Source organism: Roseibium sp. MMSF_3544, from assembly GCF_030732845.1.
Taxonomy (GTDB): Bacteria; Pseudomonadota; Alphaproteobacteria; order Rhizobiales; family Stappiaceae; genus Roseibium.
In genome coordinates, this window is record NZ_JASHKA010000020.1 from 58,561 (window position 1) to 78,791 (window position 20,231).

The window sequence follows — 20,231 nt, forward strand, 5'->3', positions numbered from 1 at the left end:
TTTCGTGCGCCGTCCCGGTTTTGAACCCGGGTCCGAGCGGTGAAATGGGGAACGTTCCGGATCAGGCCGGGACAGCGACACAATGAGAAAGGAAGTCCAGATGAGACTGGAGGGAAAATCAGCGATCGTGACCGGCGGCGCATCGGGATTTGGTGCCGGAATCGTGCGCAAGTTTGCCGCCGAAGGTGCAAAGGTTCTGATTGCCGATCTCAACAAGGACCTTGCAGAGGACATCGCACGCCAGGTCGGTGGTGTGGCACTGAAGGTCGATGTGTCCAGCAGAGAAAGTGTCCAGTCCCTTGCAGAAACTGCATCCGGTGTTCTCGGACAGGTTGATATTCTCGTTAACAACGCGGGCGTTACCCATCTGCCCATGCCGCTTCAGGACGTCAGCGAAGAGGACTTCGACAAGGTCTTTTCGGTCAACTGCAAGTCCGTCTACCTGACGTCTCGGTATTTCGTTCCTGCAATGGCCGACGCGGGCAAAGGAGCGATCTTGAATGTGGCTTCCACCGCCGGACTCAGTCCGCGCCCGAGACTGAACTGGTACAATGCATCCAAGGGCTGGATGATCACGGCGACCAAGACCATGGCGGTGGAACTGGCACCCTCCGGCGTTCGCGTCAACGCCATCTGCCCGGTTGCCGGAGAAACGCCGCTTCTGAAGAGCTTCATGGGTGAGGATACGCCCGAGATCCGGGCGAAGTTTCTGTCCACCATTCCGATTGGCCGCTTTTCGACTCCTGAGGACATGGGCAATGCCGCCTGCTTCCTGTGCTCGGACGAGGCAAGCATGATCACTGGTGCCGCACTTGAGGTCGATGGCGGCCGTTGCGTTTGACGTTAATCCTGAAGGGATCCGTATCCTCGGCAATCAGTTCGGGCTTTCGGATCACATAATTTTCGCCAACGGGGCTTTGTCGGTTGCTCCGTACAGGTCAAAATCCGGATCGCCGCTCGCGATGCGGCAACGTTTTTACAGGGATATTGAGAAAATGATCACAATTCACGGCCGTATTTCGTCGTCCAATGTTCAACCGGTGATCTGGTGTCTTGAAGAGCTTGGCCTTGAGTACGAGCGTCTCGATGTAAGTGGACCCTTCGGTGGCAACGACACACCGGAGTTCCTGGCCATGAACCCGCTCGGACTGGTTCCCGTTTTGGAGCAGGACGGGCAGGCGATCTCCGAGGTGGTCACCATCCTGCGCTACCTGATGCGCCGCTACGGTGGACACCCGGCCGACCCGATGGCTGCCGCGCGGATCGAGCGTTGGGCCGATATGTCCAGGCAGCATGTCTATGTGCCTCTGATCCCGATGATTTTCTGGCAGCTCATCCGCACCCCGGCAAGCGAGAGGAACGAGGCGGGCGTGGCGAATGCGATCGCCTCGCTCAAGCAATCCATGTCGATTGTAGAAGGCCTTATTGAAGGCCCGTTCATTGGTGGCAATTCCCTCAATCTGGTCGACTACCAGATCGGCAGCCTGCTCTACCGTTACTACGAAATGGATTTCGAAAAGGCCGACCTTCCGGGACTGCGCGCCTATTACGACCGCCTGTGCGAGCGGCCGGCCTATCGCGACTTCGTCATGGTTGATTTCATGAGCATGAAAGTCCCGGGCGCCTGAGCTCACGAAAAGAAGCCGCCCCGTGGGGAGGGCGGCTCGAAGTTTGAATGCGGGTAGAGGGGAATAGTCGAGGACCGGCCCCGCATCGCGGTCCAGAGGAGCCCTTCCGTCAGGCGGTTGCCTGCGCTGCCACATCGGCAGTCAGGAAATCCATAACCGCCGCGTTGAAAGCTTCCGGTGCATTGATGTTGGCCACATGGGCCGCGTTCGGAATTTCGACAAAGCTTGCGCCGGGTGTCGCATCGGCCATGGCCTGCATGACTGCAGGGGCCGCACCCTTGTCGTGACTGCCGCCTACATAGAGAACCGGGATCCCGATCTTGTCGAGCCGGCGGAAATAGTCGAGGCCCTGGAGTGCACGGCAGTTGGCGATGTAGCCGGCCGGATCATGCGACAGGATCATCCGGCGAACGCCCTCGGCGGTCTCCGGATTGGCGTCTAGCCAGTCCGGTGTGAACCAGCTCGCCATCGTGCCATCGACAATCCCGGCCATACCATTCGCTTCGACATTGCCGATCCGGTCGTCCCACATGGACTTGAACGGTGGCGGTGCATCCGAACGCCCGTCTGCGCAAACGACACGCTCGATCCGGTCGGGATGCGCGAGCGCAAGTCCGAGGCCGGTCATGGCGCCCTTGGAAAGACCCATGAACCGGGCTGTCTCAATGTCCAGCCTGTCCATCAGGCTGATCACATCGCCGACAAGATGGTCAAACGTATAGGGGCCGCTCGGAACATCGGATTTGCCGTGACCGCGGGTGTCATACCGCAGCACACGGAAATGCTCGCTGAGCGCGGGGATCTGCGGATCCCACATTTCAGCGCTCGCACCGAGGGAATTCGACAGGATCAGCCATGGCGCACCTTCAGGCCCATCGATATAGGTCTGAAGGCTATGGCTGCCGAGGTCTACGCGGCCGGTCATTGTGCGGCCTGCGTTTCTGAGGAAACGGCGGCATTGAACGCCGGCTTGACCTTTTCGGCCAAAAGGATCATCGAGCGCCGGCCGAGATCCGGATCGGCCCAATCCTTGCCGGCATAAAGCAGTGTGCCGAAGTCACCGACGGTTTCGCGATAGGCAAGCAAATCCTCGGTCACCTTGTCCGGAGTTCCCCAGGTAACAAGGTTCTCCAGAACACCCTCCAGCGTCACTTCCTCATCGGGTTGGTCCCGATGTGTCTTGAACAGGCCGAGGCGATTGTTCTTGCGCATCTTGGTAAGGATCTGCTCGTAGTAGAAGCGGTAGGGACTGTCCGGCCCCAGCGCATATTCGCGGGCCGTATCGAGATCGTCGGCAACGAAAACGGAACGTGCGACGCGCCAGTTTTCGGTCAACGCGGGCCGGCCGACGCGTTCGCAGCCTTCCACGTATTTTGGCCAATGGCTGGCAACCCACTGGGGCATCAGGAAGTTGGCGCTGATCGGATCCCAACCGCGGGCCGCAGCTTCCGTAACGCCTTTGGAAAACGGCGCGACGGCGGTGACAACGATCGGCGGATGCGGCCGCTGCAGGGGTTTCGGCATGATGCCCTGGCCGATTTCAGCCATGCTCGTGCGCTCGGTCGTGATCTTCCAGTACTTGCCTTCAATGTTGTAGGGAGGCTCGCTTTCCCAGATTTTCAGTACCGTATTGATGCCCTCGAGGAACATTTCATTCCGGTCTGCGTCCAGGTTGCCGAAAACCTCTGCGTCCGACAGGAGACCGCCAGGCGAAATGCCGAAATTGAAGCGCCCGTCGAGCATGTGATCGAGCATGGCCACCTGTGCGGCAACCGCTGCGGGATGCGCATTCGGCATGTTCACCGTGCCGGTTCCCAGACGCATGTTCTTGACGGCAGACGCCAGTGAGGCAACGAACATCGCGCAGGACGTGATGTTTTCGGCCTGGTCGGTGACGTGTTCACCACAATAGGCTTCCGTGAAGCCAAGTTCATCCGCGAGCAGGAACGCTTCGCGGTCTTCTTTCAGCGTCAGCCGCCAGTCCTTGTCCAGCGGGTGGATCGGCATGGTGAAGAAACCGAGTTCCATGGGCCTGCTCCTCTCAAGCACGAGTCATTGATCTGGATCAAACCTTACTGCCGGGGTTGGTGTTTGGGAAAATTATAAGTACTAAATTGGGCTATCAAGAATTCTAATGAGGTTCTGATGATATCACTGCGTCAGATGCGTTCTGTGGTTGCGGTCGCGGAGGAAGGGTCCTTCACCCGTGCTGCCGCGCGCGAAAACGCAACCCAGTCCGGTATTTCGCAGCATGTTGCAGCAGTCGAGGATGTCCTTGGGATCCGGCTTTTTGAGCGCACCAGCGACGGCGTGCTGCTGACGCCGGCGGGAAACAGGTATTATCAGCGGGTCCTGGAAGTCTTGCGCGGCGCCGAAGAGGCGATCATTGATGCCCAGAGCCGCCAGGACACGCTCTCCGGCACCGTGCGCGCGGGGATCATGCCCGTTCTGGCCCGCGCCGCATTGGCTCCTGCGCTTGAGACGATGGCCCGGCAGCATCCCGATGTCTCGATCCAGATCATGGAGGGTTACAGCGGTGCTTTGACGGATAGTGTCAAGGCGGAGGAGTTTGATTTCGCTGTTGTTCCGGCGTTCGGAGGGGCTGTCGGACTGAATGTGCATCACCTTGCGCGGGACCGCGAGATGCTTGTCGGAGGACCAAAGAGCGATGTTGTTCACGGCAAGCCGGTGCGATTGCGTGATTTGCCGCCTCTGAAGCTGGTGACCCCGTCGCCCACCAATATCAGGTCAGCGCGGATCGAAGACTATCTCACCACCCACGCAATCCGTGTCGAGCGGACAATGGAAATGGATGCCATGCTCGGGACACTCGATTTCGTCGCGCGGACGGACTGGGTGACGATCCTTCCCGGGCTGATTTGCGCGCCGGACAGTGAGGGATCCGTCCGGCGCATCGCCCCGATCGAAGATCCGCCGCTTTATCTTGATCTGGTGCAGATCGAGCCCGCGCGCCGGCCCTTGTCTGCACAGGCGCGCGTGTTTCTGGATGAACTCAAGAAGGAAGTCGCAGGGCTGGTCGCGGCGTAAATCTGCAAGTCCATTGAACCTGTCAGGTGTCGTCCCGGTTTGCCGCGTCAGCGGCAGGACCGGGATCCAGCATTCCAAGGGGGCTGCAATTGAAAAAGGTGCTCAGGCAAGAACTGACTGGAGCCCGGCCGTCCGTTTCGCTTCAGGCGGTCCGACGAACTTGAAAGCAGGCGATTATCCCAGGGAAAAGGCGCCAAGCTGTCCCTTGCCGAAAGCAAGCGGCGTTCTTTCGCTGCTTGTGTGGGCGAGCACCCGTCCAATGAAGATCTCGTGGTCGCCGCCTTCGTGAACCGCGTGCGTTTCGCACTCGAGCGCGGCAGCGCACCCGGCAATGCACGGCACACCATGTGCACCTTGGAACCACTCAAGCCCAGTGAAACGGTCTCTCTCCGGGCTGGCAAAGAGTTTGCAAAGATGTGCCTGGTCAGCCGAAAGAATGTTGATGGCGAAACCGGGATGTGCCCTGTACTCGGGAAGGCTGCCAGCCTTACGCGCGAGGCTCCACAGGACCAGAGGCGGGTCCATCGAAACCGAATTGAACGAGCTGATGGTGACACCAATCGGGTCGCCCGAACGCGACAGCGTCGTTGCTATCGCGACGCCGGTCGGAAAGCAGGACAATGTCTGCCGCAGTGCCTTCGGGTCGATGTCGAACTCTTTGGTATCAGTCATTGCGTTCATGATCCCCTCCTTCGGTTGCTTCTGAAGATAGCGGGGTGCGACATTATGACAAATTATAAGGTATTATCGACGTAATCAGGTTTTCTGATGCAATTGAAATTGCTCATGTCCCGGGCAGCAGTCCTGTGAGATGCCACCAGAAAATCGTCACCGGAAGACCGATCACAAGAACAGCTGCGAACAATGCGAGGCAGACCCTGGTCAATATTGCAGTTGAAATATCCGCAAGTGACATGGCAACGATCAGCGGAGGCGCCTGGTAAGGCAGTAGTGGACTGGCAATACCGATCATTTGCGTCATGGCAACGGTTTCGATCGGAAGGCCGGAGGCCGTTGCGAGCGGTTCGGCAAATGGCACAAGCACCAGCGGGGCGGCTGGCGCCGTCGTCAAGTGAGACAGAAGCACGGAAAAGCCGAAGATTGCATAAATGTTCCAGACCGGATTGCCGGGAACGAGGGCCATTTTCTCAATCAATGTGTTGGCGAGCGCAACATCCAGACCGACGTGACGGGCAAGCGCGCTGACGCAGAAAATGGCGCCGAACAGCAGTGCAGGCGTCAAGTCGATCTTTTCTTTCATTGCCGAGCCGGGCAGCAAGCCCGTTTTCGGCCAGAGCGCGATCGTGGCGACTGCGAGTGCGATCCATGCCGGTTGGATACCGTGCAGGAAATCCGTCGCCCAGAGCGCAATGGCGATGAGCAACAGGCCGAGCAGTCGGGCTTGCGGCCCGGTCAGGCTTCCCGTCGAGTGCCGGTCCGGGTCCTGCGGTTCCAGCGGCTCGCTGCTGAACCGCCACAGAACCAGCAGCAGAACCGCGAAGCGCAGAAGATTGACCGGGAACTGGGCCAGAAAGTACCCGGAATAGGTTGTTTTCAATCCGAAGAGGCTGTCCAGAGCACCGAACTGCACAATTGTCGGCAGGTTGGCCGTGTAGATGGCGTAGGTTGGCAGGAGTGTTCCGGCGGCGGCGGTGGCACAAAGGCCCATCGACCCGCGGCTACCCGGTTTGAGGCCAAGCGAAGCTGCCAGCGAAACGGCAACCGGGATCAGGATCAGCACGCGGGGGATGGTTGAGGGAATGAGAATGCCGAGCAGAAACCCGGCCGTTGCCACCACCAGCACCGCTTTGGGGTAGGAAACGCCGGAGAGCGTGAGCATCCGGTTCGAAATCTGGGTTCCGAGACCTGTCGTGATGACCGCCACGCCCAGGATGATCCCGCCAACCAGAAGCCAGAAGCCGCCGGACTCAAGTCCGGAAAAAACAACCGAAGCCGGTGCGATCGAGACCGACAGGCTCAGCAGGAACACGAAAAAAGCTGCGACGATGTCCGGAAACACCCTTGTGGCAAAGAGCGCGATCGAAAAGACACCGACGCCGCTGGCCAGCAGCATACCCTGGTCCTGGCCTTCCGACCGGATGCCGAGCGCAATCAGCACCGCCGCGGCAAGGGCCGCGGCGATCAGCGTCGTGATAGGTAGCGTGAGTCTCATCCCCGTGCCTTACGGGAGAATGAGGGACGACCCGGTGGTTGTTCCCGATTCAAGCGCCCGGTGCGCTTCCACCACATCTGAAAGCGGCCATTTCTGATTGATGTTCACCGACAGATGCCCGCCCAGGATCATGTCGAAAACCCGCTTGGCGGAATGCTCAAGATCTTCGCGGGGCCCGACGTAGTTCGCGAGCGTCGGACGCGTGAAATAGAGCGATCCGGCCTTCTGGAGAAGACTTGGCGGGACGGGCGGTGCCTCGCCGGTGGTTGCACCAAAGGAAACGAACATGCCGTATGTGGCAAGCGACTCGATGGAGGTCTCGAATGTCGCCTTGCCGATGCTGTCATAGACCACCGGCACGCCTTTGCCGCCGGTCAGCTCCTTGACGCGTTCAGCAATATTCTCCGACGTCCGGTCGATCGCTTCTGCGTATCCAAGCGATTTGATCAACGCGCAGCTTTCGGCACCTGACGTGACGCCGATCATGCGTGCACCGAGATAGTTGCCCCACTGCCCCGCCAACTGGCCAACACCACCCGAGGCGGCAAAGAAAAGAACATCCTGTCCCGGCTGGACCTTGAAGCAGCGTTCCAGAAGATATTCTGCAGTCATGCCCTTCATCAGGACTGCCGCGGCGACCTCGTCCGTGACGCCGTCCGGGATCTTGAGGACGCGCGCGGCTGGAGCGTTTCGAACCGTCGCATAAGCCCCGAGCACGCCGCCATAAACGACCCGGTCACCGAGGCTCAATCCCTCGACCTCTGGGCCGATTGCGGTGATGCGGCCCGCTGCTTCCAGTCCGAGCGGGCTCGGGATGGCAAGCGGATAGTGGCCTGACCGCTGGTAGACGTCCATGTAGTTCAAGCCGACGGCCGTCTGCTCGATCTGAACCTCCCCCGCGCCCGGCGGCGGAACCTCGTAAGGCTCCAGTTTCATGACCTCAGGCGCTCCTTGCCCGGTCAACATGATGCGTTGCGCCTGCATGCGCGGTCTCCCTTGCGTTTGGATGGATCAGACGGTCGCGTCGCCGGACTCCACGACAACGGTTTGCACTTCACCGGCGCCGTTGGCCCGGCGATAGGCGGCCGCCTGCTCATATTCTTCCGACTTGAAGCAATTGACGCCCGCTTCCAGGCTCGGAAACTCGATAACCACGAACCGGTGAAAATGCTCGGGTCCTTCCATGATCTCGTAATCGCCGCCACGGGCAAGCACCTTGCCGCCATGCTTCTCGATGATGCCGGGGACAAGGTCCGTGTATTTCTTGTATTCGACCGGGTCGTTGATTTTCGCGCGCGCGATCCAGTAGGCGGGCATGCTTTCCTCCGGAAGTTACATGAGGGTTTCTGGAAGCCAGTTTGCGATCTGGGGGAAGACGATCAGCAAAACGGCGGCAAACAGCATGATCCCCCAATAGGGAATCGAACTGAGAAAGATCTCCTGAACGCCAACCTTCGGGTCCTCGATCGCGGCCTTGACCGTGTAGACAAGTAGTCCAAAGGGCGGCGTCAGCAAGCCCGCCTCGATCGCAAGAATTCCGATGATCGCAAAACTGAGCCGGTCGAAACCGAATGCGACTGCGATGGGTTCGACGATGGGAACGGTCAGAAGCATGATCGAGATGCTGTCGATGACCATGCCCAGAATGAACCAGATCAGAAGAATGACGGCGAGCACCTGCCAGGCTTCCAGTCCCGAAGCGAGGAAATACTCGCGAATGGCGGTGGTCACCCCGGTCATGGCGAGCGTTCTGGAATAGAGCGCAGCACAAAACAACAGGATCAGGATCGGTGCGGCGGTCTTGCCGACCGCATAGACCGCCTGCATGAATTGCGGCCAGGTAAGTCCCTTCGTCAGCGCGAAGAGGAGCGCGAGCGCGGCACCGGCACCGGCACCTTCGGTCGGTGTGAAGATCCCGAACCAGATACCACCGAGCACGGCCAGAATGATGCCGAAGACACCGACCATGCTGGAAAGCAACTGGCCGAAACTCATCTCCATGCGGTCGGCTGCCGTCTCCCGCGGTTGGGCTTCGGGACGGTTCTCGCCGACGACTTCAGGGTTCAGGATTGCCGAAACGATGATGTACCCGAGAAACAGGCTTGCCAGAAGAATGCCCGGCATGACACCTGCAAGAAACAGGCGGCCGATGGATTGCTCGGTCAGGATGCCCCAGACGATCATCAGGACCGAGGGTGGAATGAGCATGCCAAGGCAGCTGGAGCCGGCAATCGCACCAAGCGCGAAGCCGCGGCGGTAATTGAACGCCTTCATTTCCGGATAGGCGATCCGCGAAAAGGCGGCTGCAGATGCTATCGACACGCCAGTGACGAAGGAAAAGACAGTGTTTCCTAGCACCGTCGCAATCGCCAGCCGGCCCGGTAGCCGTTTGATGCCGCGATTGATGCCGTTATAGATGTCGGTAATTGCACCGGACCGGCCGATGAATTCACCCATCAGCATGAAGAGCGGAATGACGGCAAAGGTGAAATCGCGCAGGGCCTCTGCGGCGGTCGACGCGACAGTCGCCTCCACGATCCGCATCTTGCCGGTGACGAGGTAGATGCCGAGCGCGCTGGAAAGACCGAGTGCGACGGCGACATGGACGCCGAGCAGGACCAGCCCGAGCAGGCCGCCGACGACAAGAAATGCAGTGCCGAAATCAAACAAGGAAACGCACCCTCACCGGAATTTCAGCCGGTCGGACAAGCCAAAGGCTTCAATGACGGCCAGCAGGAGATAGTTGAAGGCAGCGAGGCCGCTGCCGAAGATGATCGTGAATCGCGCCGGCCAGACAGGGACGCGCAGGGCTCCTTCGCCGTCGAATTCGCCATTGGCGAAAGATCGGAGCGCGGGCTTTATCCCCGCCTTCATCAAGAAGAGAAAGAAGGCAGCGCCCAGAAGAAGTCCGACGATGACGATGATTTTGCGGATTGTCGGGTTGAACGCGTCGATCAGGAAGTCTGCTTGCAGCATCGAGCCGGACCGGACCGCGAAACCCAATTGCAGGAACACGATCATGACCACCGAGTTGGCAACAATCTCCTTGGTGCCTTGCAGTGGCATGTTGAGCGCCCGGAAAATGATGTCGGCCAGAATGAAGAAACAGAGGATGAAGGCCCAGGCGGCGGCCAGGATCATGAGAAGTTTGGTGAGGTGGTCGGTCGCCCGGATCAGGAACATTGGACTTCAGCCGTTTCAGAGATATTTCGCGGAAAGACCGCGGTCTCAAGGGCACAGGCTAGTTTGCAGGTCCATGCCCCTTGTCGGGAAAAGATGCTGCAGCCGATAGGGCTGCAGCACCAGTTGGCTGCGTTTGATTACTTGATCTCGTAGCGTACGGGCCAGGTGTAGCCACGGTCCTCGGCCTTATCGAGCACCAGGTTGAGAACTTGCTTTGCGGGCAGGCCTTGACCTTCCAGCTCGTCAGCCATCTGTTGCGGCCAGTCTTTCAGGCTATCTGCCCAGGCTGCACGGACTGCCGGATCAATTTCGGTCACGGTGATCAGTCCGCGAAGTTCTTCCACCAGCCGGGCGTATTCCTTCTGGTTGACGATACCGGTCTGCTCTTCGTAGTCCGCCGCGACTTCATGAAGGATTTCCTTCACGTCGTCCGGAAGCTCGTTGTAGGTGTCCTGGTTGATGGTCAGGCCATGCCAGGTCATCGAACCGAAGCCGATCAGCGTGTAGTAGGGGCCCGGCTCGTAGAGCTTGAGGTTCACCCAGGCCGACGGGAACATGATCCAGCCTTCATAGACGTTGGTGTTCATTTCCGTGTAGGCCGTTGCCAGGGACGACTGCACCGGAGATACGCCGGCATATTTCAGCCAGTTCAGGTTAAGACCTGCGCCTGCGATTTTCTGATCCTTTAGGTCGGACAGGTTTTCCCACGCGAACGAAGTTCCGAGGTTGTAACCTCCGTCCGCGATGCGCGACAGAAGAACCTGATTGAACTTCTGCGGGAAGACATCGGTCAGATAGGGAACTTCAGCGTAGACGTCCTGAGCGATCTGCAGCGACTGGACCGGATCCATCGTGCCGAATGGCATCATGACCTGGAACGCATGCAGCGGAAGATTGGACGGCTCAAAGCAGTAGCAGAACCCGCCGATATCGATGATACCGTCCTGGACACCTTCCAAAACCTCGGTCACCTTGACGATCGAGCCGGAATAGCCCTCTACGAAATTGATCGTGTGGTCGGTGCGCTCTTCAACGCGTCTTTTCAGCTCAGGCTGAAAATAGTCGATCATCAGGCCTGCATAGACCACGCCCGGCGGGTGTCCCGAGCCGATACGCAATGTGATTTCTTCGGCCATCGCCGACGTGCTTGCCAGGGCAAGCGATGCAGCCAGTGTGGCACTCGCGAGTGTCTTCTTCATGCTTTCCTCCCGTAGTCAAAATTCCATGCACCGATCCATCCGGTGACGCCGGAATCCGGCCTTCTTGAAACGAGCCGGTCTTCCGTTCCTTCATCCGGCGGTCCCGCCGGGTATTTCGCGCCGGGCATGGTCTTCGAACACCTGCCCCGCAGTAGAAGTTATTGCGTTCCTTCAGCTTTATTCCGCAGCGCTGCGGGCAGCCTGAAGTGCGTCTAGATCCGCGCGAAGCCCGGTCTTCTGCTCCTCGCTAAGCGGAACGAGTGGCGGTGCCATGCGCGTCCAGCTGTCGTCACCTGTCCGCCACGCTTCCATTTGTTTCATGCCCGCCATCAGCGGATACTTTGCTGCGGTTGCGCGGGCAGCCTTGACGTTTTCAAGAGCCTGACCGCGCGCAGCTCCCTCAGCATTCAAGGCAGTGCGGACCAGGCCGCCGAAAGCGTTGGTCGAACCGGAGATGATGCCGGCGCACTTCGCCCCCAAAGCGTCAAAGACCATTGCTTCACTGGAAGGGTAAACGTCGAAGTCCTTGTCGACGCCGCCAGTTGCCTCGACAAACGCTGTCGATTGCGAGAAGTCGCCGCTGGAATCCTTCAGGCCGGCGATCACGGGCCCGAAATCAGCTTTCAGGCGCGCGACGAGCGTCGGCGAAAGCGGCGTCATCGACATTTGCGGGAAGTGGTAGAGATAGATCCTGAGTGCGTCCGAGTTTACCTTGTCGATAAGGCGCGCGTAATAAGCGTAGAGACCGTCGTCGCTGGGGTTCTTGTAGTAGAAGGGCGGCAGGACGAGCACGCTTGGAAAGCCTGCTTCAAGCGAGGCCTTTGTATAGGCGACCGCATCGGCAGAGGCGCAGGCGCCGGTTCCGAAAATGACCTGGTCGGCCTCAAATCCTGCGGCTGCAAACGCGGCAGGAAGGGCGAGCCGGTCTGTCGCCGCGACGGAATTTCCTTCTCCGGTTGTTCCGGTGGGCGCGACACCGTCGCAACCGCCCTCACTCACAAGGTGGCGGCAATAGGCAATCAGTTTGGCGGTGTCCACAGCTCCCTGATCGTCAAAGGGAGTAACGGCAGCAGCGTAAATACCGCGGCGGGCTTTTGACATGAAACAGCTCCTTATTCCGCGGCTTCTGCTGCGGCGTGTGTGTCTTTCATGGAGACAACGACCTTGATGGCATCGTCGATGCGCTCACGGGCGTATTTCAGCGCCGTCGGCAGGTCTTCCATGGGAAAGGTGTGTGTGTGGATCTTGGAAGCATCGAAGCGCTTTTCGGCCATGAATGCCATCGCCCTGTGGGTGGCCGATTTTCCTTCGCCGCGGATGCCGTAGAGATAGATGTTGTTGACGGCCAGATAGCCGAGATCGAACTCGACCGGTTTTTTCGGGAAGGCTGCAAGACAGACCCGGCCGCCCCGGTTGGTCATGTGAACCGCCTGGTTGACCGTGGTCTCGCTGCCGGCACAGTCGACGACATAGTCGGCGCCCTTTCCGCCGGTCAGTTCCTTGACCCGGGCGACAACGTCCTCGTTGCGGGCGTCGATCGTCACGTCGGCGCCCAGTTCCAGTCCGATCCTGTTGCGGTTCTCGCGCGTTCCCACCAGAACGACGGGGGAGGCGCCGAGCGATTTGGCAACAGCAACTGCAAGCAGACCGATGGGTCCAGGGCCGATCACCACAACACTTTCGCCCGCCACCAGGCCGCCCAGTTCCGTCAGGCCGTACATCGAGGTGCCTGCCGTCACGACGAGCGTTGCCTCCTCGTCCGGCATGGTGTCCGGCACCTTGATCATGGTGTTGATGTTGTTGATCGCGTACTGGGCAAAACCGCCATCGGTGGTGAAGCCATTGGCCCGATGACCCTTGTTCTGATCGCCGTAGTTTTTGCCGTAGTTGTGGCACGACGTGTACATGCCCATCCGGCAACGCTTGCACTGGCCGCATCCGGCATGGATCTCGACCGTGACCCGGTCGCCGATTTCGAACTCGTCAACACCCGGTCCGAGACCGGCGATGGTTCCCATGTACTCATGGCCGGGCGTGAAGTTCTTGTTGAAGGGTGGCCCGCCCTGGATCAGGGCCGGCGTTCCGTAGGTCATGATCTCCAGATCGGTCGCGCAAATCGCAACCGCATCGATACGGACCAGCGCTTCGGCCTTGCCCGGCACGGGAACGTCTTTTTCTACAAGATGCAGCTCGTCGGGATCTCCAAGAACCCAGGCCTTCATCTTTGACGGAACGGAATTGATTGCCGACGAACTCACGCGGCCCTCCCTGGCTGTCTGGGCAGGTCACCTTGTCTGGTCAAAAGGATCTTCAGGCGGGTGTTTCCGGCCCTTTTCACGAGGGTCCTTGGACTCAGATTGGTTAACCAATTTGGTTCATTTGATTCATAGTTTCACCATAAAACGGCTCCTGTAAAGAAAAAATCGATAAAAAAATCCGTACTTGAGTCTTTTTTACGAGTGTGCCTAAACTGAAATAGCTGAAATTTGACCAAAATAGAAATTGGTGAACCAAATTGGTGTTAGAGCTGCAGGCCCCATCGATACCCGCCCTTGACCTTTTGAGAGGCTGGCTCAATCAATCCGGCTTGCGTCCCGGCGGCCGCCTGCCCCCCGAACGCGAGCTGTGCGACACGCTGGGCGTTTCACGGGGCGTCTTGCGCAAGGCTCTGACTGTTCTTGAAGCCGAGGGGGTCGTTCACCGCAAAGTCGGCAAGGGTACTTTCCTGGGCGATGCCTATGCGATTGCGGGCGCCACCTCGGAAAGCCTCATGTTTCTGGCCGACCGGACGAGCCCGCACGAAGCGATGGTTGCAAGGCTGATTATGGAGCCGGAACTCACCGCCCTGGCGGCGGTCCACGCCACGCCGCGCCATCTTGTCCGTCTGCGTGAGCTCACTCAGGAAATGCGCGCGGCAACGTCCTGGCCGTCTTACGAGGAGCTCGATTTCGCCTTTCACACAGAGATTGCGGAAGCGGCGGGCAATACGCTGCTGAGCGAGCTTCACTGGCTGGTCAACAAGGTCCGCGTTTCGGTCGTCTGGTCGCGCCTTGATGTGCCTGAAGGTGGCCCGCCGGCGGACTATCATTCCTTCACCGAGCACGAGGCCATCGTGGCAGCGCTGGAGCGCCGCGATGTGACCGGCGCCAAGAACGCCATGCGTGCACACCTGAAATCCGTCCGGGCGACCTTTCTGCCCGAAGACTGATGAGACGCCCCCAGAAAGTGGGCTGAAATACTGAAACCGAGAGGCATTTCGCGTGATTGATCTTTATACCTGGACCACTCCCAACGGACGGAAGGTGTCGATCCTTCTTGAAGAACTTGGTGTCGACTACACGACACATGCGATCGACATTTCCAAGGGAGAGCAGCACGAGCCTGACTTTCTGAAGATCGCTCCCAACAACCGTATTCCGGCGATCGTCGATCACGAGACCGGCGTCACCATGATGGAAACGGGCGCGATCATGCTCTATCTCGCCGAAAAGTACGGAAAGTTCCTTCCCGAAGGGGCCGCTCGCTGGCCGGCGATTGAATGGCTGATGTGGCAGATGGGCGGACTTGGGCCGATGCTTGGGCAGGTGCACCACTTCGTCAAATACAACAAGGGCAAGTCCGAATACGGCGAGGAGCGGTACTCCACCGAGGGACGGCGTCTTTACAAGGTTCTCAACACCCGTCTGGAAGGTCGCGATTACATTGCCGGCGATGGCCGCGGCGAATACTCCATCACGGATATGGCGTGCTGGCCTTGGGTATCGCGCTACGACTGGCAGGAAATTGACCTGAACGAGTTTCCCAACGTCAAGGACTGGTATGTGCGGATCGCCGAAAGACCGGCGGTTCAACGCGGCTACCAGGTTCCGAAATACGTGAACGACGTTCCCATTCCCTAGGACGGCAAAATGACCTTTACCGCGTCACAGACTGGAAAAAAGCGCCGGCAGAACCGTGCCGAGCGGAGCGTTCAGGTCTGCGATGCTCAGCCCAAGCAACAAGAGGCCGGGCAAGGCGGCAAAGGTCATCAGTGTCGACGCAACGATCATGCCGGCGACCCTTTCCGGGTCCCGGTCGAAGCGCTCGGCAAAGACATACGTGACGATGGCCGACGGCATCGCGGCCATCAGGAACAGGCTCCCGGCAGCAATTCCGGTGGCGTCCAGAAGTATGACCGTCGTGGTGCCGGCGATCATGCCGATGACAAGTCTCGCCACAGCCAGCACCAGAGCCGTCTTGATGTCGCTGACATGAAGGCGCGCGATTGCGGCACCCAGCAGAATCACCATGACCGGGATCATCATGCCGCCAAGCAGACGGGTCGTCTCGCTGACGACCTCAGGTGGCGTTATGCCTGTCGCTTTGACGATGAGCACGGCGGTCACCGACCAGACCAGGGGTTCTTTCAATGTTCTAGTCAGCGAGAACGAGCCGGCGGTGACAATGGGCATCACCGTGTACTGCAGGATCGCGATCACGAAGAAAAAGGCGACACCGATCGCAAGACCTTCTTCGCCAAAGGCGAGCAGCACGATCGGAAGACCGATATTGCCCGAGTTCGGCATTGTCAGACTTGGCAGGAAACTGCGCAGGTCGAACCTGGACACAAGCAGAAAGGCCGTCGACAGGATCCCGGCAATGATGCTGGCGCAAATTGCGCCGAAGGACATCAGAAGAAGCACCTGTTCGGGAAGTTCGGTGGATGTCAGCGAGGAAAACACCAGCGCCGGCGTGCCCACCATCATGACCAGCATGCTCATGCTTTTGGTTTCGAGGTTCGGCCCGGCCTTCTCGATCCAGTATCCGATCGCCGTCATCAGCAGCAGCGGCGCGATCACGCCAACAAGTTCACCAATCAAGTCAATAGTCCTCGAAAATCCGAAGAGGCCGGCCGGGGCGGGTTTCAGGTGGTCCGCGGAGCCGGATCTGACGGCAGGACAAAGGCTTGCGTCAAGTCTCGATGTCGCTCGCTCGGTTCAGAATTGCCAATACGCGCTATCAGAAAAGCTGATTTAGAAAAGCTCTCGTTATTCGATATTCATGTAGCGACGACTAAAAATTCGATTTTTTCGGGAGGTGTCATTGGCTCACGTAACGCCTGTTGATCTTGAGGCCAGCCGGGAAGCGGCTGAGGAAATCAAGTGGTTGGCCGGTCAGACGGGATTCGTCGCAAATTCGATGCTGACGCTTTCTCATCGTCCGGAAATCGCCAAGGCGGTGCTGAATCTGATTCGGGCGGTCGTCCGGAACCCGAATGCCACGGTCGACCCCGCGCTCTTGTGGATGGTTGCCCATGTCACCAGCCTTTCCAACGGGTGCCAGTATTGCTCCGCGCACACGTTCAAAAACGGTGCCGACAATGGCGTACCGCAGGAAAAACTCGAGGCTCTTTGGGAGTTTGAGACCAATCCGCTGTTTTCGGACGTGGAACGGGCAGCGCTTCGGATCGCGTTGACCGGCGGGCAGTGCCCGGCCTCGGCCGACCCGGCCGACATGGAAATTCTCAGACGCCATTACTCGACGGCGCAGATCGTCGAAATTTGCTCCGTCATTGCGTTGTTCGGTTTCAACAACCGCTGGAACGCGCTGATGGAAACTGAACTGGAGGAGAGTGTCGTCAACTTTGTGAACAGCAGCAATTACCACGGACCTGACGCAAGTGCGTGAGGCCAGACGGGCCGTTTGAGGAGACGGTCCGAAGCAGGAGGAGGAAGAAACGTGACTGAGAAGAAGAGTGGTGCAAACCGCAGAACGTTCCTCGCTGGTGCCGGCGCTGCAGCCGGTATGGCGGGGCTTCAAATTACCATTCCCGGAACGGCTCTGGCAGCCGGGTTCCCGGAACGTCCGATTACCCTGGTCGTGATGTATTCCGCCGGTGGCGGCACGGACACCATCATGCGCAAGATCGCGCAGGAGATGGCAGACGCCCAGGGCTGGAACGTCAATGTCATCAACAAGCCGGGCGCCGTGGGCGGCATCGCCACACAGTTTGTCGGCGGACAGCGCTCCGACGGATACACCGTGCTTGGCGGCGCGAACTACAACCGTTTTGTCCGGGTTCTCGGCCATGCGGACTTTACGCCCTGGGAGGACTGGGTTCCGTTCAAGGCGGCAAACGCGCTGGCGTCCTGGTCGGTCGCGGCCGACAGCCCGTATCAGACGTTGAATGACGTGATCGAGGCGGCCAAGGCCAACCCGGGCAGCGTCACCATCTCCACGTCCGGAACGGGCGGTGTCTGGCACGAACTTGCCATGATCATTGCAAACATGGCCGGCATCGAGCTGAAGTACGTTCCCTACAAGGGCGGCAAGCCGGCAACACTGGCAGGCCTTCAGGGCGAGACCGATATCGCCGGTGGTGGTCTGCATGAGCATATCGACCTGATCCGGGCCGGCAAGCTGCGCAACCTCACCCATACGAGCATCGAGGACATCACCCTTGACGATGGCACGGTGCTGCCGTCGATCGCTTCGATCATTCCCGAATCGAGAGCGTTGTTGCCGGTCGGTGCGACCTACAACTTCATGGTCAAGCGCGACATTCCGCCCGAAGCCATGCAGGCACTCGCGGACGGCTTTGTCGCTGCGGTCAATTCCGACGGTTTCCAGGAGCTCCTGAAGTCCAAGTTCTTCCAGCCCGATGTCAAGATCGGTGAGGAAGCGGACCGTGAAGGCGCGTTGATGGAAGCAGTCACCGTTGAAATCTTCAACAAGTTCAAGGACCAGATCGGTGCCGACGTGAAGACGGCCGAGGAACTTGGCTTGCCGAAACCCGAAGACTTCGACGCCTGGTGGCCGCCTGAAGGCTACACGCCGCCGCCGATCAAATCCGGCGCGTAAGCAAAGTCCGGCCCCGGCTGCATCAGCCGGGGCCAAGCACTGACCAATCAAAAAAATGAATCGAGGGGACGCCAGTGAGCGACCACACCCAGCCTGACGTGAAATTCGAGGGCGAAGAAGCCGGCACCGGCTACGCCTCGCCGGGTCTCGACATGATCGCGGCAATCTTGCTGATCCTGCTCTCGGTTGCCGTCATGATCGGCAGCATGGCGCTGCCCGTGCCCGACGATCTGCTCACAGCCCCCGGATTGCTGCCCTTTATCGTAGCTGCCAGCCTAATGGTGATGGCGCTTGGCCTGGGCGCATCCGCGGTCGGCCGCTGGCGCCAGGGGGTCAGGGTCCCCATCCTCGAAGGCCGGGACATCTCAACGGATGTAAAGTCCCTCATCCTTGCAGCCGCGATCGCCGTCTATATCGCAGGCCTTCAGTTTCTCGCCTTTCGTCATGACGTTGTCATCGGCGATATCCGGCATTCGGTGACTGCGTTCGAACCCGTCACCATTCTCGCACTTGCGGTCATCATGCGCATGTCCTGGAACGGGCCGCTCTGGATCATCTGTGCGGTCTCCGTTCTCTGGACCCTGCTCCTGAGCGCGGTTTTCCAGCATGTCTTCAATATTCCGCTGCCGGGGTCCTTCTGATGATTGACGCGCTACTTGCGGCCATGCAGCCGGGCCTGTTGTTCATGTCGCTTTGCGGCGTGTGCCTCGGCATCATCTGGGGCGCCCTTCCCGGTCTGTCGACGACCATGGCCATGGGCCTGCTGATCGGCCTGTCCGCCGGCATGTCGCAGGAAGTCGCCATCAGCTTCATGCTCGGGGTTTACACAGGCAGTGTCTTCGGCGGCGCCATTTCCGCCGTTCTGATCAATATTCCCGGAACGCCTGACGCCGTACCGACAATGATCGAGGGGCACCAGCTTGCCCAAAGAGGTGAGGGCGGCCAGGCGCTTGGCATGTCGATTGCCGCTTCCTTTGTCGGCGGCATGGTCGGAATCGCGCTTTTGATCATGCTGATCCCGCTCATCCTGGCATTCGCGCTCAATTTCAAATCCTGGGAGATGTTCTGGCTGGCGATTATCGGCATCATGGTGGCCGGGTCGATGGCCGCCGGTTCGGTGCCGCTCAAAGGCTGGATCGCGGGCTGGATCGGTATGCTGATCGCCTTTGTCGGGCTGGATGCGATCCACGCGGTTCCGCGTTTCACCTTCGGGTCCTTCGCCCTTTACGACGGCATATCCTATGTCGCCGTGCTGATTGGTCTGTTCGGTCTCTCGGAGATCCTGCGCACTTTGCCGGCCAAGGACATGCCGACCATCCCCTCCGATGTCGGGCGGATCATTCCGCCGCTCGGAAAACTGGCCAAGTACATTCCGAGCGCGCTTCGCTCCGGCTCCATAGGTGCCTTTATCGGCGCAATCCCGGGGGCCGGCGCAAACGTGGCGTCCTTCCTTGCCTATGATATCGGCCGCCGGTGGGCCCGTCCCGAGGAAAAGGCGAAATGGGGCAAGGGCAGCTACCAGGCCATTGTCTGCGCGGAAACAGCCAACAATGCCAATATCGGCGGGTCGATGCTTCCGACACTTGCGCTTGGTATCCCGGGCAATGCAGCGGCGGCGGCCCTTCTTGCGGCTCTGACGCTGAAGAATGTCGTGGTCGGTCCGACCATCGAGATCGATCATCCGGGTCTGATCTATTTCATTTATGCCTGCCTCATCGTCGCGAACCTGATGATGTACGTCGCCGCCTTCGCCCTGATCGGGCCGTGCGTGAAACTGTTCAGCCTGCCGCGCGGCATTCTGATGCCGATGATCCTGCCGGTCTGCGTGATCGGTGCCTTTGCGGTCAAGCTGACCATGGCCGATGTCTGGATCATGTTTGCTGCCGGCGTCTTCGGCTGGGTCTTCACGATGATGCGGTTTCCAACAGCGCCGGTCGTGCTCGGGGTGATCCTGGCACCGCTTGCCGACGAAAATCTGCGCCGTTCGCTGCTGGTTTTTGAGGACAAGTCCATCGGTTTCATCCTGTCCCAGTGGATCGGCACGGTCCTGATGATCGCTGTGTTCTTTGTCATCATCGAAGGTGTCCTGCGCGCCCTCATGTCGCTGCGCAAGGGATCGGATGACGCGGAACCGACACTCACGTCCCCACCAAACTAAGG

Annotated in this window: 21 protein-coding genes; 9 read left to right on the forward strand and 12 right to left on the reverse strand. The window is 59.4% G+C overall.

Annotated elements, in window-relative coordinates:
• Nucleotides 1-100 precede the first annotated feature (100 nt).
• Nucleotides 101-841: an SDR family oxidoreductase gene (locus RBB47_RS23570; protein ID WP_305988354.1), complete on the forward strand. Its 741-nt coding sequence runs from the start codon at nt 101-103 to the stop codon at nt 839-841.
• A gap of 154 nt (nt 842-995) precedes the next feature.
• The gene (locus RBB47_RS23575; RefSeq protein WP_305988355.1) at nt 996-1,628 is read left to right on the forward strand and encodes a glutathione S-transferase family protein; all 633 of its coding nucleotides are present in this window, start codon (nt 996-998) and stop codon (nt 1,626-1,628) included.
• 109 nt (nt 1,629-1,737) lie between these two features.
• Here RBB47_RS23575 and pcaD read toward each other — a convergent pair whose 3' ends face one another.
• Nucleotides 1,738-2,553, reverse strand: coding sequence for a 3-oxoadipate enol-lactonase (gene pcaD, locus RBB47_RS23580; protein WP_305988356.1), 816 nt, complete (start codon nt 2,551-2,553; stop codon nt 1,738-1,740).
• Nucleotides 2,550-3,656, reverse strand: a complete 1,107-nt coding sequence (locus RBB47_RS23585; RefSeq protein ID WP_305988357.1) for an LLM class flavin-dependent oxidoreductase — start codon at nt 3,654-3,656, stop codon at nt 2,550-2,552. The genes pcaD and RBB47_RS23585 overlap by 4 nt, the downstream gene beginning before the upstream one ends.
• Before the next feature lie 117 nt (nt 3,657-3,773).
• Here RBB47_RS23585 and RBB47_RS23590 point away from each other — a divergent pair, with 117 nt between their 5' ends.
• Entirely contained in the window at nt 3,774-4,676 is a 903-nt protein-coding gene (locus RBB47_RS23590) for a LysR family transcriptional regulator (protein ID WP_305988358.1), read from the forward strand.
• A 174-nt stretch (nt 4,677-4,850) separates the two neighbouring features.
• Here the strand turns inward: RBB47_RS23590 and RBB47_RS23595 are convergent, their stop codons facing one another.
• From RBB47_RS23595 to RBB47_RS23635, 9 genes are all read right to left on the reverse strand, one after another.
• On the reverse strand, nt 4,851-5,357 hold the full coding sequence (locus RBB47_RS23595; RefSeq protein WP_305988359.1) for a flavin reductase family protein: 507 nt from the start codon (nt 5,355-5,357) through the stop codon (nt 4,851-4,853).
• Between the two features lie 103 nt (nt 5,358-5,460).
• A complete protein-coding gene (locus RBB47_RS23600; RefSeq protein WP_305988360.1) occupies nt 5,461-6,849 on the reverse strand; it encodes an SLC13 family permease in 1,389 nt (462 codons plus the stop codon).
• Between the two features lie 9 nt (nt 6,850-6,858).
• Nucleotides 6,859-7,833 (reverse strand): quinone oxidoreductase, encoded by a 975-nt coding sequence (locus RBB47_RS23605; protein ID WP_305988361.1) that lies wholly within the window; start codon nt 7,831-7,833, stop codon nt 6,859-6,861.
• Nucleotides 7,834-7,860: 27 nt separating this feature from the next.
• Nucleotides 7,861-8,166, reverse strand: a complete 306-nt coding sequence (locus tag RBB47_RS23610) for a DUF1330 domain-containing protein (protein WP_305988362.1) — start codon at nt 8,164-8,166, stop codon at nt 7,861-7,863.
• A gap of 15 nt (nt 8,167-8,181) precedes the next feature.
• Nucleotides 8,182-9,519 carry a TRAP transporter large permease gene (locus RBB47_RS23615; protein WP_305988363.1) on the reverse strand — a complete coding sequence of 446 codons (1,338 nt, stop codon included), beginning with the start codon at nt 9,517-9,519 and terminating at the stop codon, nt 8,182-8,184.
• A gap of 12 nt (nt 9,520-9,531) precedes the next feature.
• On the reverse strand, nt 9,532-10,032 hold the full coding sequence (locus tag RBB47_RS23620) for a TRAP transporter small permease (protein WP_305988364.1): 501 nt from the start codon (nt 10,030-10,032) through the stop codon (nt 9,532-9,534).
• A gap of 137 nt (nt 10,033-10,169) precedes the next feature.
• On the reverse strand, nt 10,170-11,231 hold the full coding sequence (locus RBB47_RS23625) for a C4-dicarboxylate TRAP transporter substrate-binding protein (protein ID WP_305988365.1): 1,062 nt from the start codon (nt 11,229-11,231) through the stop codon (nt 10,170-10,172).
• Nucleotides 11,232-11,408: 177 nt separating this feature from the next.
• Nucleotides 11,409-12,332 carry a dihydrodipicolinate synthase family protein gene (locus RBB47_RS23630; protein WP_305988366.1) on the reverse strand — a complete coding sequence of 308 codons (924 nt, stop codon included), beginning with the start codon at nt 12,330-12,332 and terminating at the stop codon, nt 11,409-11,411.
• Between the two features lie 11 nt (nt 12,333-12,343).
• A complete protein-coding gene (locus RBB47_RS23635) occupies nt 12,344-13,489 on the reverse strand; it encodes a zinc-binding dehydrogenase (RefSeq protein WP_305988367.1) in 1,146 nt (381 codons plus the stop codon).
• A 260-nt stretch (nt 13,490-13,749) separates the two neighbouring features.
• On the opposite strand from RBB47_RS23635, the gene RBB47_RS23640 reads away from it, so the two are divergent.
• Nucleotides 13,750-14,439: a FadR/GntR family transcriptional regulator gene (locus tag RBB47_RS23640; protein WP_305988368.1), complete on the forward strand. Its 690-nt coding sequence runs from the start codon at nt 13,750-13,752 to the stop codon at nt 14,437-14,439.
• A 52-nt stretch (nt 14,440-14,491) separates the two neighbouring features.
• Nucleotides 14,492-15,130: a glutathione S-transferase family protein gene (locus tag RBB47_RS23645; RefSeq protein ID WP_305988369.1), complete on the forward strand. Its 639-nt coding sequence runs from the start codon at nt 14,492-14,494 to the stop codon at nt 15,128-15,130.
• A 24-nt stretch (nt 15,131-15,154) separates the two neighbouring features.
• Here RBB47_RS23645 and RBB47_RS23650 read toward each other — a convergent pair whose 3' ends face one another.
• Entirely contained in the window at nt 15,155-16,090 is a 936-nt protein-coding gene (locus RBB47_RS23650) for an AEC family transporter (protein ID WP_305988370.1), read from the reverse strand.
• 223 nt (nt 16,091-16,313) lie between these two features.
• Here RBB47_RS23650 and RBB47_RS23655 point away from each other — a divergent pair, with 223 nt between their 5' ends.
• From RBB47_RS23655 to RBB47_RS23670, 4 genes are all read left to right on the forward strand, one after another.
• Nucleotides 16,314-16,898, forward strand: a complete 585-nt coding sequence (locus RBB47_RS23655) for a carboxymuconolactone decarboxylase family protein (RefSeq protein WP_305988371.1) — start codon at nt 16,314-16,316, stop codon at nt 16,896-16,898.
• 51 nt (nt 16,899-16,949) lie between these two features.
• A complete protein-coding gene (locus RBB47_RS23660) occupies nt 16,950-18,071 on the forward strand; it encodes a tripartite tricarboxylate transporter substrate binding protein (RefSeq protein ID WP_305988372.1) in 1,122 nt (373 codons plus the stop codon).
• 74 nt (nt 18,072-18,145) lie between these two features.
• On the forward strand, nt 18,146-18,712 hold the full coding sequence (locus tag RBB47_RS23665) for a tripartite tricarboxylate transporter TctB family protein (RefSeq protein ID WP_305988373.1): 567 nt from the start codon (nt 18,146-18,148) through the stop codon (nt 18,710-18,712).
• On the forward strand, nt 18,712-20,229 hold the full coding sequence (locus RBB47_RS23670) for a tripartite tricarboxylate transporter permease (RefSeq protein WP_305988374.1): 1,518 nt from the start codon (nt 18,712-18,714) through the stop codon (nt 20,227-20,229). Before RBB47_RS23665 ends, RBB47_RS23670 begins: the two co-directional genes overlap by 1 nt.
• The last annotated feature ends 2 nt before the right edge of the window (nt 20,230-20,231 follow it).